10 protein-coding genes and 1 pseudogene are annotated in these 15,169 nt (G+C 50.0%); 8 read left to right on the forward strand and 3 right to left on the reverse strand.

The genetic code is table 11. From position 1 onward, the window contains the following. Positions 1-119: 119 nt before the first annotated feature. From EYB58_RS04350 to pbpC, 4 genes and pseudogenes are all read left to right on the forward strand, one after another. A complete protein-coding gene (locus EYB58_RS04350) occupies positions 120-431 on the forward strand; it encodes a DUF503 domain-containing protein (protein WP_306464087.1) in 312 nt (103 codons plus the stop codon). A 274-nt stretch (positions 432-705) separates the two neighbouring features. Beyond that, positions 706-933, forward strand: a pseudogene (locus tag EYB58_RS24685) (amphi-Trp domain-containing protein); the annotation flags it as partial. A gap of 143 nt (positions 934-1,076) precedes the next feature. Then, a complete protein-coding gene (locus EYB58_RS04360; protein ID WP_111953483.1) occupies positions 1,077-5,933 on the forward strand; it encodes an alpha-2-macroglobulin family protein in 4,857 nt (1,618 codons plus the stop codon). Between the two features lie 98 nt (positions 5,934-6,031). Beyond that, complete coding sequence (gene pbpC / locus EYB58_RS04365) at positions 6,032-8,413, forward strand: penicillin-binding protein 1C (RefSeq protein ID WP_111953481.1); 2,382 nt, start codon at positions 6,032-6,034, stop codon at positions 8,411-8,413. Between the two features lie 35 nt (positions 8,414-8,448). Here pbpC and EYB58_RS04370 read toward each other — a convergent pair whose 3' ends face one another. Next, positions 8,449-9,048, reverse strand: coding sequence for an NUDIX hydrolase (locus tag EYB58_RS04370; RefSeq protein ID WP_111953479.1), 600 nt, complete (start codon positions 9,046-9,048; stop codon positions 8,449-8,451). 377 nt (positions 9,049-9,425) lie between these two features. Next, positions 9,426-9,770: a type II toxin-antitoxin system HicB family antitoxin gene (locus tag EYB58_RS23830; RefSeq protein WP_242637552.1), complete on the reverse strand. Its 345-nt coding sequence runs from the start codon at positions 9,768-9,770 to the stop codon at positions 9,426-9,428. A gap of 360 nt (positions 9,771-10,130) precedes the next feature. Here EYB58_RS23830 and EYB58_RS04380 point away from each other — a divergent pair, with 360 nt between their 5' ends. The 4 genes from EYB58_RS04380 (at position 10,131) to EYB58_RS04390 (ending at position 13,041) form a co-directional block, all read left to right on the forward strand. Next, complete coding sequence (locus tag EYB58_RS04380) at positions 10,131-10,715, forward strand: hypothetical protein (RefSeq protein ID WP_111953477.1); 585 nt, start codon at positions 10,131-10,133, stop codon at positions 10,713-10,715. A 163-nt stretch (positions 10,716-10,878) separates the two neighbouring features. Beyond that, positions 10,879-11,046, forward strand: coding sequence for a hypothetical protein (locus EYB58_RS23080; RefSeq protein WP_163354351.1), 168 nt, complete (start codon positions 10,879-10,881; stop codon positions 11,044-11,046). Positions 11,047-11,224: 178 nt separating this feature from the next. Continuing rightward, positions 11,225-12,076: a sirohydrochlorin cobaltochelatase gene (locus EYB58_RS04385; RefSeq protein WP_111953475.1), complete on the forward strand. Its 852-nt coding sequence runs from the start codon at positions 11,225-11,227 to the stop codon at positions 12,074-12,076. Positions 12,077-12,090: 14 nt separating this feature from the next. Next, a complete protein-coding gene (locus tag EYB58_RS04390) occupies positions 12,091-13,041 on the forward strand; it encodes a hypothetical protein (protein ID WP_111953473.1) in 951 nt (316 codons plus the stop codon). 195 nt (positions 13,042-13,236) lie between these two features. On the opposite strand, the gene EYB58_RS04395 is transcribed toward EYB58_RS04390, so the two are convergent. After that, positions 13,237-15,021: an SLC13 family permease gene (locus EYB58_RS04395; protein WP_111953471.1), complete on the reverse strand. Its 1,785-nt coding sequence runs from the start codon at positions 15,019-15,021 to the stop codon at positions 13,237-13,239. Positions 15,022-15,169 lie beyond the last annotated feature (148 nt).

Raw genomic sequence — 15,169 nt, forward strand, 5'->3', positions numbered from 1 at the left:
TATAGAATTCCAATACATTTGGCAAGTCTTAGGCCTATTCGGATGAAGGTGAAGGGGGTAATCGTATGGCAACGGGATACCGGAACGAGACTACATAACAAGCAGGAGGTAAAACCCCTTTGACCCTGAATGAAATTAAAAAAATGGTTGTTGGAATCGGGCAGATCAAATTCAGACTTTATGATGTTCACTCTCTTAAGGCCAAGCGCTCTGTTGTTAAATCCATTATCTCAAGGCTGCAGAACCGTTTTAACATCAGTGTGGCAGAAACAGGCCTTAATGACAGCCACGACTGGGCCCAGATAGGATTTGCTCTGGTGGGCAACGATGCAAGGATGATCAACTCAAAGGTGGATAAAGTGTTTAATGCAGCTGACCGGTTCGGACTTGCCGTTATTGTCGATACGCATATGGAAATTATTCATATTTAGAATTGCTGCTAAGACTTGCAAAGGCTTTTAAATTTGTATACGTTTAATTTGGGGTGGCTAAAGGTTCCATTTGGACTTGCTCCATTTTGGACCTCTTTCGGATTACTAAAAAGACTGCCAAAAAGCATTCCAGTCAATTTCAGCAGGCCCAAAAACTGAGCAAAAAAATAAAAGTCATTGACCATAGGAACAAATTATCAAAAAGTTTACTTCTATTTTCGGAGGAGCCATGGGAAAAAACTCGTTTGTTTAAAAGCCAGGAGAAAAAAACAGGACGGACGTCAGTTCTTTTTTTCACGAACTTGCCGACAAAGTCTCACAAGGCACCATTATATTAAGTAAAGGTGCCGAAGAACTGACCCTTCGAATACCCGAAGACCTGACCTTGGAAATACAAGTGGAGAACGAAGAGAAAAAAAAGAAGGGCGTTCAACACAGCCTTGAAATTGAAATTAAATGGTTTGACAATGGCAATGGCCCCACAAACCTACAACTAAAGTGACGAATGCGACTTAACAACAACTTTTAATTCGGGGGGGACACAATAATTTAACATTGTGTCCCCCCGAATTATTTGTTGAGTGCCTGTGCCGGTATAGGGGCATAAAGAGTCACCCCATGGAAAACCAATGAAGGATAATAATCATGAAATATTTTCGCCTGCTTTTTTTACCGGTAATATCATTATGCCTGCTTTTTTTCGCATTTCAGGGTCTGGGCATAAGTGCAGAACTTGAAGCCCGGTTTGCCGGTCAGCAGACTGTGGACGGACAAAACGCCCTGGCCGTTACATTTTCTTTACCCCTGAATACGACACAGGACTTAAGCAAGTATTTCAGTCTTATTGAACAAGCCGACGACACTCCCGTGGACGGTGCCTGGATACTGACCAAGGATACAAAGGTGGTCTATTTCACTCAGATTAAACCGGACACCGCCTATACCATCCATGTGAGAAAAGGACTGGCACCGGCCCATGGTGAGGCCCTGGCCGAAGAAATCATATACGAGGTGACCACCCGGTCGGCCAAACCCATGATCGCATTCGGTTCCACGGGATTCATTCTGGCCACGGACCTGATCAAGGGGCTGCCCGTGGACAGCTTAAACATCAAACAGGCAGACATTGATTTTTTCAGGGTACGGCCGGAGCGGCTGACAGATTTCAAGGATGAATTCTGGGATGCCACCTATTTAAGACATTACCAGTCCGATGAGCTATCCGACATCGCAGATATTATTTATACCGGCCGCTGGGATCTGGACATAAAAAAGGACTTACGCAGCCGGTTCAACATCCCCATCACCCATATCCGGGAACTTAAAACGCCCGGTATTTATATTGCCGTACTCCGGGGTGCGGGCCATTATGAATACGGCTACCGCATGACCTGGTTTTCCATTTCCGATTTAGGGGTGCATGCCAGGGTATATGACACCGCCATCCAGTTTTTCATCCAGAGCCTTTCAACGGCAGACCCAATTAAAAAAGCGGTCATCACGGGATTTGACAAGAGTGGCAAGGTCCTGTTTGAGCAGTCAACGGATAAAGACGGCCTGTGCATTATAAAAGGACATTTTGAGAAACTTTCTCTGGTGTCTGTTTCGAAAAAAAATCATATCAGCCTGATGGCCATGGATACCCCGTCCCTTGATCTGTCGGAATTTGCCATGGGCGAGGCTCTGTTCAGGCCCCTGGATTTGTTTGTATACGGTCCCCGGGACATTTACCGTCCCGGGGAAACCGTTGTGATTGACGGCATCTTGCGAAACCAGGATGGCCGGGCGGCGCCCAGGATAAAGGTCGCAGCCAAGGTGGTTCAACCCGACGGAAAAACCATTCGCGAATTTACCTGGAAGCCGGGCAAAGGCAACCATTTCAACACCAGTTTTCAGCTGCCCGCCAATGCGCTGACAGGAAAATGGCGGGTAAAATTTTCCAATGGCGATGACAATTTTGAAGCGTATCCCTTTCTGGTGTCCGAATTTCTGCCCGAACGCATGAAGCTGGTCATTGACCAGGCGGACGACAACATTCTGTCCCCGGATAAAGACCTTGCCATCCACATCCAGGGAGACTTTCTGTACGGGGCTCCTGCAAGTGGCAGCCGTGCCAATGCCGTGATCCACGTGAAACGGGCGCGGGATCTGTTCCCAAAAGCCTTACCCGGTTTTGAATTCGGTGGTATCACCGATCTTGTCGACACCACCAACACCAGTGATGACATCCATCTGGATGAAACAGGAAAAGGCGTTATTAAGGTGAAGAATCAGTGGAAAGAAGTGAGCTCTCCCCACTGGATCACCGCCAATGTAAGCCTGTACGATTCCGGGGAACGCCCGGTGGTCAGAAACGCCTCCTGGCAGGTGTGGCCGGCCCAAATTCTTGTGGGCATAAGAAACATGTCCGGCACGGAAGATGACCCCGATCAGGTCCCCAACAATGACACCGCAAAATTTGAAGTGATCCTGGCCGATACCCAGGGTCGACTTAAGGCTGCAAAGGGCCTGAAGGTCACGGTGATCCGGGAGCATCGGGAATATTACTGGGAATATAAAAACGATGAATGGCACTGGGGCAGCAACAGCCAGTTCTATCCCGTGGACCGGTTTGATCTTGATATTCCGGACCAGGGCAAGGCCCAGGTAAATGTCCCCGTGGAATGGGGCGGCTACCGCCTGGAAATAAAAAATCCCGCCACAGGCCTGACAAGTACCAAAAGCATCTGGGCCGGCTGGCGCCCCAAAGGCCAGGGCCAGAGCAACATGAACCGGCCGGACCGGGTGGATCTGACCCTGGACAAACCCGGCTACCTGGCCGGAGACACGGCCCGGGTGACGGTCAAGGCGCCCCAGGGCGGAAAAGGTTTTTTATTTGTGGATGGCGCAGACAATCTTTTAACCCTGCCCATTGATATTCCTGCCCGGGGAAAAGAGCTTGCCATCACCATTGATCCGGACTGGACGCGCCACGATCTGTATGTATCCGCACTGGTGATCCGGCCCGGAGAACCCAGAAATGCAAAACTGCCCAAGCGGTCCGTGGGACTGATCCACCTTCCCCTTGACCGCACCGACCGCCGTATGAACGTTGATATCCAGGCCCCGGAAAAAACAGAACCCAACCGCCGGGTGGATGTGACGGTCAATATGACGAATGCCGACGGCAAACCGGCCAGGAACGCCATGGTCACCCTGGCTGCCGTGGATTGCGGAATTTTAAACCTGACCCAGTTTAAAACCCCGGACCCCTTTGGCTACTTTTTTCAACCCCGGAAATACAGCCCCGAGCTCCATGACATTTACCAAAAACTCATTGAAGCCGCAGACGGCAGCTATGCAAGAATGCGTTTTGGCGGGGATATGGCAACCCTGACCCGGGGCGGAGACCGACCCTCAACCGATGTACAGATCCTGGCCATCCATCAAAAGATGATTAACGCCGACGCCCAGGGCAACGCCGTATTCCAGCTGGAACTTCCGGATTTTGACGGACAGATACGGATCATGGCCATTGCCCATACGGACAACACCTTTGGCTCCGGGGACAAGGAGATAATCCTGGCCTCACCCATCGTGGTCCAGGCCACCATGCCGCGTTTTCTTTCCTGCGGTGACCAGGGCTTTATCATGCTGGAACTGAACAACTTAACAGATATTGTCCAGAATATAACCCTGGAAACGGACATCTTCGGGCCGGTGTCTATCCCAGACCAGGCCAATCACAGCATTGCCCTGGAACCCCATAAACGTGAACGCCTCAAACTGCCGATTACCGCAGGACGCACAACGGGTCGGGCGCACATCACCTGCCGGATAAAAGGCATCCAGGGGCCGGGTGTATCACCGGAAATGACCAAAACCTGGTTCATAGAAACCCGGTCTCCCTATCCCCAGAAGACCCGGACCTGGCAAAAGATACTGACACCGGGACAACATTTTTCCATGCCGTCTGCAGCCGTGAACACCCTGGTGCCCGAGACGGTAACCGTAATGGCCAGCCTGGATTCAGAGCCGCCGGTGAACCTGGCCCAGCATGTCAGTGAATTGCTGGCCTATCCGTACGGATGTCTGGAGCAGACCGTATCAGGGTTTTTCCCCCATATACTGCTCTCCTTTGATCAATTTGCGCAATTGGGTGTCGAATCAGGCACCAGGAAAGCCACCAGTGAAAAAATCAGGCACGGCATCCAGCGCCTGCTTGAAAAACAGAAAAGCTCCGGTGCCTTTGGCCTGTGGAATACCCACAGCCCGGAAAGCCCCTGGCTGAGCGCCTATGCCACCCATATGATGGTCGAAGCGGTGGACGCAGGATATGAAGTGCCTGTGAGTGCAGTGAAAAAGGCCCTTACCCGCCTTGCCGTATATGTTCGCCGCCCCAAGGCCATCCGGAGTCCGGGATGGACCGACGGTAAAATGTTCAGGGCGGCCACCCGGGCCTATGCCGCCTTTATCCTTGCCCGGGTCAATTCCCTGGGACTTGCGGATGCCAGGAATGTTTATGCCTATGTGAAAGCCAACCATCCCACACCCTTGAGCCTGATCCATGCGGGCACGGCCCTTGGACTTGCCGGTGACCGTACCAGGGCATTTGAGGCCTTTGACCTGGCCCTGAGAACCCGGCGGGATGACAAACAGGTGTATGGCGGTGACTACGGTTCCAATGTCCGGGACCTGGCTGCCGCCTACTATTATGTCACCACCTATTTTACCGACTATACCTTCCGGGGCGTGTTCCTCCACGACCTTGCTGCCGAGCTAAAAGAACGGCAGTGGCTCTCCACCCAGGAACGTAACAGCCTGGTCATGGCAGGCGCGGCCAAACTGGCCCATCCGGCCGGGGCATGGGCGGCCGATGTGACCGTTGGAAACCAAACCGGCGCCCACACAGGGAAAGGTCCGGGTCGGGTGATATTCACAAAGGGTACTGCGGCCGGAGGATTCACAGTAAAAAACACCGGAAAATCAAATATTTACCTGGATCTTGTATTCACCGGATACCCCAACAGCCTGCCGGTCCCCCAAAGCCGGGGTGTGAGCATATCCAGGCAGTTTCTGGACACCAACGCAAAGCCAGTGGATATTTCCAAGTTGACTGCCGGGGACCGGATCATTGTGGCCTTAAAGATTGAATCCCAAAAACAGCAACTGCCCCATGCCCTGGTGGTGGACATGCTGCCGGCCGGATTTGAGCTGGAAGACCCCAATGTGTCTGGATCATTCCTCATTGATGATATAAAGGTGGCCGGCAAAACCATTTCCCAATGGCATGACGATTGTAATACAACCCACACCGAATACAGGGATGACAGATTTATTTCAGCCCTGAATCTTGGATACAGTGAATCCTGCCGGATTTTTTACGCCGTACGGGTGGTCAGTCCCGGTGTTTTCAAGGTCCCACCGTCACTGGTGGAAGACATGTACCGGCCTTATATCCGGGGTGTGGGTAAAACCGTTGACCGAACCCGTGTGAACGCTCCCGGTGCCGCTGGCAACTGACATGACGGACAGCGTAGTTCAGACAAAGATTGACCGGATTCTGGACAGCATCAAAGACCCAGGTTCCGACCTGACGATGGCCCAGTTGGGCCTGGCCAATGGGTAAAACAACACGACGCATTACCCGAAAAGCAGTAACGATTGCCGGAATTTTACTCTTTGTTCTACTGGCAGGCGGTATCGGCTTTATTGGGCTGGACCATTTATTCCCCTTTGACACCACGAGACGGCCCGTCTCCACGGTGATTGTGGACCGCCACCACGCACCCTTGCGGGCCTTTGCCGACAAAACCGGGGTGTGGCGTTACCCGGCAAGGCCCGACCAGGTCTCTTCGCTTTACCTTCAAGCGCTTTTATCCTATGAAGACCGCTGGTTCTATTATCATCCCGGCATCAACCCCCTGGCCATCTGCCGGGCGTTTTTCCAGAACCTGACCCACGGCCGGATCGTATCCGGCGGATCAACGCTCACCATGCAGACCGCCCGGATTCTTGATAGCAGTAAAAAAGGGAACCGCCCCTCATCCCCAGGGTTTTTCCCGCGCATGGGTATCAAACTGCGCCAGATGTTCAGGGCACTTCAGCTGGAATACCACTTTACTAAGGATGAACTTCTTGGGTTATACCTTACCCACGCCCCGTTTGGCGCCAATGTTGAAGGAATCCAAGCTGCCTGCTACACCTGGCTGGGCAAGGATGCAAAGGAGATGACCCGGGCCGAAGCCGCCCTGATGGCCGTACTGCCCCAGGCCCCGTCCAGATACCGGCCCGACCGCCATCCTGTCAGAGCGGCAAAGGCCCGGGGCAAGGTGCTTGACCGGATGGGCCGATTCGATATCTGGCGTGCAGACCAGATCAGGGCAGCCAAGCAGGAGCCTGTGATGTCTTTCAGGTTTCCCACGTCTATGACAGCACCCCTGGCAGCCCGGCGGCTGAAAGTTATTTACCCGGATGCGGAAGTGATCAACACGTTTATTGATGAAAACCTGCAGATGCACATGGCAGAACTTTTGCGGGCATATATGGAAAGACTGCCCCCAAAGCAATCCGGGGCCGTTCTGGTGGTCAATCACAAGACCCTGGAAATTGAAGCCTATGCAGGATCTGCAGACTTTTTCAATTCATCCAGGCTGGGCCATGTGGATATGATCCAGGCCCTAAGGTCTCCGGGTTCCACATTGAAACCCTTTATTTATGGCCTTTCCATGGATCAGGGTCTAATTCATTCCCATTCCATGCTCCTGGATGTGCCAAGATATAAAAAAAACTATAACCCGGGCAATTTCACCCGGGGATTTTCAGGACCTGTCACCGTAACCCGGGCGTTGCAGGATTCGTTGAATCTGCCTGCGGTCCAGGTGCTGGAGGCATTTGGTCCGGGGCGTTTCCACGACAGATTGCGTAACGCAGGGGCCCGGTTTCAATTTAAAGGTAAACCCAATCTCTCCATGGCCCTGGGGGGTGTGGGCACAAGCCTGGACTCACTGGTAACCCTGTATACGGCCATCGGGCGCGGCGGTATTGCCGGTAAACCGCGTTTATGCCCCAAGGAGCCTGTGCAGGAGCGGTATCTGATGAGTCCCGGTGCAGCCTTTATCATCCGGGACATTCTGTCCCGGCCCTTTCCGGGCAGACAGGGCGTCGGAAGGCTGTCTGGTGAATTGTCTATGGCATGGAAAACCGGCACCAGCTACGGATTCAGGGATGCCTGGGCCATGGGCCTCAAGGGGGATTACACGGTGGGGATATGGATCGGGCGGCCCGACGGCTCTCCGTCCCCGGGACAGTATGGCGCCATCACGGCGCTTCCCCTTCTTGGCCAAGTAATGGAAAGCATAGCCGCTGGTGTGGGAACACGGAAACCGCCTGAAAGCGTATTAAAAGAGACCATATGCTGGCCGTCCGGCCTTGCTGCATCCGGAATCCGAGGCCGGGCAAAGGGGGCCTGTGCCAAAAAATTTGATGCCTGGATACTTGACGGACAGATCCCGTCAACCATGACCGGAGAAACCGGCCTGACCGCTCCCCTGGTCCGGACATTCTGGGTGGACAGCAAAGGCATGCGGGCAACACCGGCCTGTGCTGCCATTGGAAAAAAAACGGTGGCCTTGTGGCCATGGCAGGCAGAGCCCTTTATCCCGGCCCCTTGGCGACGGGCGACCGTGCTGCCCAAGGATTCGCCCACCTGCCCCGGCATGGCGCCCCTGATTTTACCTGATATACGAATTGTTTCGGTTTCAGACAACAGTATCCTGACCTGCCAGCCCGGGCAGACCACTTTTCCCACCATCCCCCTAAGGGCCCTGGGCGGCAGAGGCGAACGCCAGTGGTTCCTGAATAAAACCCCCCTGATGAATGCCGACGGTTCAGCCCCGTTTTTTATGCCCATGCCGGTGCCGGGACGGTATCATCTGGCCGTGGTGGATGAATCCGGCAGTTTTGACCAGGTCTGTTTTTCCGTCATTGAACTCAATCCATGACAAAAATAAAGCGCATAACGAAGAAGATTAACCTGTTAAAATAAGGTATCGGCTATTACGCCCCCACTGCTCGGCGAAAACTCAAGATCCTTGATCTTAAACCCGAAATCCTGGGGTTTAAATGCATAATGTCGGGCATTTCCGCGGTCCTTAAAATAGTCATCCAGGGTCTCACGGATGACGTCAAAGGCAATTTCGTTCCATGGGATATCTGATTGGGAAAACAGACGAACATCCGTGCTTTCCGTGGTGGGGCCAAAATCCTGGGATAATAGTTCAGCAATGAACATCAGGTAAACCTGGTCCACAAAAAGTATATTGAACATCCTGTAAGGCGATAGAATTCGGACCTCGACACGGGTCTCCTCCAAGGTCTCTCGAACGGCACCCTGCTGGACGGATTCCTCGTTTTCAAGATATCCGGCAGGAAGGGTCCAGCACCCTTTTCGGGGCTCAATATTGCGTTTGCACATTAAAATCCTGTCCTGGAAAACAGGAATCGTGCCCACAACCATTTTGGGATTTTCATAGTGAATATGGCCACATGAGGCGCACACCTCCCGGACATGGTCATCGTCCTGGGGGATCTGGCGGGTCATGGGATGGCCGCACTGGGTGCAAAATTTGATTGACATCTGTTACCTATATTCCTAAGTTATGCGAAAAATAAAATTTCTGCCTTTTTCATTCATACAAATTTCTTACCATAAAATCTTATGATAAGGAAATCTTTGACGTAAATAAATTGGGAAATTAAAGGACCGGATTACGCTTCTGCTGCCTGCATTTCCTTAACCTGTTCCAGGGCAGAAGTTAAAACCAAGCCCGAATCCTTCGCCGTTTATAAGACCCTAATCTTTATCCCGTGCCGACCATTGTTTAGCCACGCCTGCCATCCCGGATACAAACCCAGTCCAGAAAATCGGATCGCCCCAGGCGGTAACGGGCCACACTGCGCTTTTGCCTACCCGACCTGCCTGAACGAAGTGAGCACCGCCAGATTCTATTTCAATTACTGGCCGAGTTTGGAACTGGCAAGACGATTTAAGCTGATACCTGTTTCAGCTGCTTTGATAGCAAGAGCGCGATGGACTTCAGGGGGAATCCTAACCATAAATTTTCCGCTATAATTTTTCAAAGCGATAGGTTCTGGAATTTGTTCGGCGTTTACTTTCATATCTTCTACAACTTCAGCAACGACCTCTCTAATGCCCTTCAAGGCATCCTCAGGGGAGTCGGCCAACCAGTTTTCATACACCCGGGCCGCTTCCAATGGAATGTTGTACCCGGCATACAAGTCTGCCAAAAGTTTGCTTTTGGATGGGGTCAAGCCCTTTTTCAAGACGGTTTTTATCAAGGTGAATATGGCTAATCCAATCCACCTCGAAAAGATGGGATAGCAAAAAATAAGGCAGCAAGTCAAAAAAAGTTGTGCTTTGGCTCAACAAATAAAATTAGCAAAAAGGCAAACGAGATGTATAAGGCTAATTCTCAGTGAAATTGATTCTTGAATTTTCAAAGTAGGCACAATATATGATGGCAGTATAATTTTAGAAAAAGTAAGAAAAAGATAATTCAAGACCTGACCCTGACTTTTTGGGCAATCGGAAAAGATATGGATTCAATTGGCTTGGCAGGATCGGTTGCGGGCAGCGAGATTTCATTATATTGTAACTGTTAGATGAAAGTTATTATTTGATTATTTGTGGAGTTTGAAATGATATTTCGATATTATGTTAAATGCCCTGGTTGTGAAAAAACTCTATTAATACGCCTAAGTGTTGGAAGTGACAATGAACAACCATTCTATTTCGTGTGTAAAAACTGCGATATCCCTACCCGCGGAAGGCAAACTATTTGGTACAAGTCTACACCTGGTGCAAGAATAGATTTAGACGATGGAGAACAAATACCACCACAAGAAAATGTATATCAAACTATAAATATTCATCCCGACCTCCCGTTTGTGCCCACCTTGAATCTTATGCCAATCGGATCACCTTTCATCCATCAATTATTGGGTAAGAATTTTGAAAATTACAAAAGACGATACGATTATTTCAAAGAGATTACTTTTAATCCATGGAAAGCAATTAGGCGTTTATGGTCATTCTATTTAGATGAAAAGTGGGAACTATTTAATAGTGAAGCTGAAAAAATATGTGATGATTGGCCTAAGAATCCTAATACCATAGCTAAAAAAGATATACCCCATCGGTTGTTCGACCATACATTTATGCCAATCATGTGTAATTCGTTTTTTGTCGAAATGAAAAAGGAGTGGAATTCTGCAAACGGGTAATGCTTAGAAGATCAATTCGAAAACTACCAAAAATATATATCGTCGGTCGATAAGAAAAAAATAATTGAGCAATATGTCTATAAGTTTCCACCCCTAACGGTTATTTTTATGGATCTGTTGTGCAGCCTTGAATTTTAACATCTTCTAGAAAAAGGAGTGTCACATGGTCAGCCAAACCAATGAACAGGTCGATGAAATTGATGAATTGCTCAACTTGGTTGACTTGGTTGACTTGTCTTCCTATGGATTGCAGCGGGTGAAATTGAACCACCCCATCCGTCTGGATGAAGAAGAAACTATCGTTGAACCCATGTCGATTATGGATAAATAAACAACCCGTTCTCGGGACTTTAGGAATGAGTCCAAAACAACTTAGCCTGGGAGCGCGGGCGTCCCGCCTGCATCTTTAGAATACTTGCGGAAATGCAGGCGAGACGCCCGCGCTCCCGGAGATAGCAAACGGGGCAAGTTATTTAAGACCCGTTCCTTAATATAAAAAGGATATTATAATGCATCAATATGGTTACATTGGCCGCAAAATGCGGCTGCCAAAACTTAAAGATCACCCGGCAATCATCATTGCAACATTTGGCTCTTCTACCAAGGGCCAGGCCGCCATGGACGCAGTTGAAGCCCAGATTGCCGAAAATTTTGCCGACCATCAAATATACTGGGCGTACACATCCGCGATCATCCGCCGGAAAAGAGGGCTCCCAAGTCTTCTGGAAACCCTGGCCAAAGTGGAGTCTGACGGGTATCGCAAAGCCGTTGTTCAACCCTTGCATGTTTTTCCCGGCACAGAGTACCAGCAGGCCCAGGAGTCTTCTTTATATTTTCCCGGGCTGCGGGTGGTACTGGGAGAAACCCTGTGCCACCGGTGGAGTTTTATCGAATCGGTCCTGGAGGAGGTGTCTGCGGATTTTCTCACCGGGGAAAACCAGATCAACCTGCTTGCCCTGCACGGCACCCCTTTGGCGGCAGATCCGGTGAACATGATCTATATGGGCATCAGTCAACTTGTCTCGGGTATGTATGACAATGTTTATGCAGCCACGGTTGAAGGGGTTCCGAACATCCAAAGCGTTGCCAACCAAATTAAAAAAGACCACGCCCGGACACCGTTTACCCGGATTCGCCTGATCCCCATGATGTTTCTGGCGGGCATACATGTGGAAGCAGACCTTATGGGTGACAAGGAGAGCTGGCGCACCATATTTGAAGACATGGGAATGGAAGTGGACTGCCCCACCATCACCTGCGGGGCACAAGAATATTTCAAGGGCCTTGCATTCAGAAAAACGTGCATCCAATTTTTTTGCCAAAGACTTAAGCGGGCACTTGATCTTATGAAGCATTATTAAAGAAGGAAGACCCAATGAAGCACCTGTTCATCCCGGCCCTGGCTGCAAGCGTTGCAGTCCTGTTGTTCTGGGGGACCTGCCCGGCGGACACGCCCCGTCAACCGGCACCTGTAGCGTATAAGGATGCGGTCCGTTGTGGACGCATCACATCACCTGAATTAACCGAGGTCTCCGGCCTTGCGGTTTCCCGGAAAACACCCGGGCTGTTGTGGGCACTCAATGACAGTCGCAATCCCCCTGAGATTTACGGCATTTCCACTAAAGGAACTTTGCTTAAAACATATAAAGTTGACGGTGCAACGAACTGGGACTGGGAAGACCTTGCCGATTTTCGTTACAGGGGAGAAGATTTCCTTGTCATTGCGGATGTGGGAGACAACTGGTCCGCGCGCCCTTTTAATACGCTTTATTGTGTAAAAGAACCAACGCCTGATAACCAAAGCAATGGCGTACTTCAACTTGAATGGGAGATGACATTCAGGTACGAGCACGGCCCCCTGGATTGTGAAGCCGTGGCCGTTGATGCGACAAACCAGAAAATTTACCTGTTGAGCAAGCGCAGCACCGAACCTGTTCTATATGAACTGCCCCTGGAAATGCCCTGCAAAAAATCCATGTATACGGCCAGGGCTGTGGCCAAGATCAGAGACATCCCCGGGCCCACCCCGGCAGACCAAAAACAAGCCTATGGAAAGTACAGGTCCCGGCCTACGGCCATGGATATCAGTGCCGACGGGAACACCCTTTACATTCTGACCTACAAGCACGCCTATGTATATTCCCGCACCCCGGACCAGACATGGGATTTGGTCTTTTCAAAATCGCCCCTGCAGATCACCCTGCCGCACCCGTCCAAGACCATGGTCCAGCGTGAGGCATTGGGGCTTGACCAGACAAGTGGGAACATCTTTATTACCTCGGAAAAAGCCCTTGCCCCCATCTATGTGGTTGAGCCGGCACACTGATCTGACGAATAATCAAATACGCTGTATGTGAATTGTAGGTGCTGGTAAAATCGGGGACATAAAATCGGGGACAGACCCCGATTTATGTGCCGCCGAAGACTTCATTTTGTTTTACCTAGTGGTATAGGGTTATGAAGCGTGCCGGGTTGGGTTTTGACCGTCTCCCGATTTGCTGTTCATGACCTTCCCGTGGTGCTAAAACGGCCAAAAAACAGGTATAAAAAAACCGGACATAACAATGACTATGATATTCAAGGGCAAGCCCAGTTTGATGAAATCTGAAAATCTGTACCCGCCGGGGCCATAGACCAGAAGATTTGTCTGGTATCCAATGGGGCTTGCATAACAAGCACTGGCGCCAAAACAGATGCCGATTATAAACGGCCTGGTATCAACGCCAAGTGAGACCGCCGTAGAGATGGCTATGGGAAGCAGGAGCACGGCTGTTGCATTATTACTTAAAACATGGCTGCTGACACTGGTCAAAAAAATAATGGCAAAAAGGATAATATGCGGCCCCTTGCCATGGAACAGATTTAAAAACGCCTCGGCATAGAGCTCGGTTGCACCGGTTTTCTGCATGGCCAACCCCAAAGCCAGGGTCCCGATAATCAGGAGAAGCACTTCGGGCTGGAGAGATCGGTAGGCATCTTTCAAACTCAGGCAATGCGTGAGTGTCATTAAAAAAACGCCGGTAAGGGCACAAATCATGATGTCGCTGAGCCCTATAGTGGCTGCCAGCACGACGGCAGCAAAAATGCCGGAGGCAATGCGAGCCTTTTCTTTGTCAATGATTGTGTGGTGGATATCCTCAATCATCACAAAGTCTGAATTCCTTCTGATTTTATCCAACTTGTTCCTGGGGCACTGTACCAGAATAATATCTCCTATCTTAAGTTTCACTTTTTTTATTTTGCGATAGGAAAAGTAACTCATGCGGCTTCGTATTGCGATAATACGTATATCTGAATCGTACTGCAATTCTGCAGATATCAAAGGTTCCCTTAAAAGGGATGAAAGCGGAGGGATAATGAGTTCGACAATGAGATCGTCTTCGGGTTTCCCGCCAAAGGTAAAATTTTCATCACCATGAACCAATGACAATTTTTTACTCTGCAGACAGGAGATCATGTCCTGTGCGGCCCCCTTTACCAGAAGGATGTCGCCAGGCATTATAGTCATATCCTGTCTGGATGGATCAAAGATGCCGCCGTTCCTGAAAAGTTCAACCACATCCAGGCCTAAATTTTTATCGGCATACTGAGTGATATCCTTTTCCCCGATCAATGGACTTTTTTCAGTTACTATCAGTTCTGCAATATATTTATTTTCCTTGCCTTCATCCAGCTCACATACGGGTCCGATGCGGCCGGGCATCAGCTTGGGTGCTATCAGGAATAAAAAAAGGATGCCCATTACGGCGATGGGTCCCCCAAGGCGGCTAAGTTCAAACATGGAGAGCTGATCATAGCCTTCAAGGTAGGCAAGATCGCTTACAATGATGTTGGTGGACGTTCCGATCAGCGTGGATGTGCCTGCCAGAATCGATACATAGGACAGTGGGATAAGCAGCTTGGACGGAGAAAAATCACATTCACAGCTCAATGCCATGACAATGGGGATAAAAAGAACCACAACCGGTGTGTTATTGATAAACGCAGACAACACGGCAACGGCCGTAAGAATAATAACAAAGGCATATTGCCGTTTGCCTTGGGAAAATTTTAGAACCAGCTCCGTAAGAAAACCGACGGCGCCGGTCCGAATAAGCCCGTGGCTCAACAGAAACATGGCCCCCACAGTGATCACGGCAGGATTGGCAAACCCGGCCACAGCCTGTGCCGGAGTAAGGATGCCGGTCAAGGCAAGAAGAACCATGATGCCGATGGCGGTTTTATCAACCGATATTTTTTCAGAAATTAAAAGAATAAGGGTTAGGAGCAATATCAGTGATACCACAAGAATCGGCATATTCATCATGGGAATAGACTTTCTTTGTTTTCACCCCAACACTGCAGGCAATTTTATACAGTGTCGGGGTGAATTCACATTCGGGTTAATAATAACTGACACTCGTCGTCTATTGAATTCAGATCGGCATGGACAATAGAAATCAACAAGCACTTTA

This window comes from Desulfobacter hydrogenophilus (assembly GCF_004319545.1).
In the GTDB taxonomy this organism is placed as follows: domain Bacteria; phylum Desulfobacterota; class Desulfobacteria; order Desulfobacterales; family Desulfobacteraceae; genus Desulfobacter; species Desulfobacter hydrogenophilus.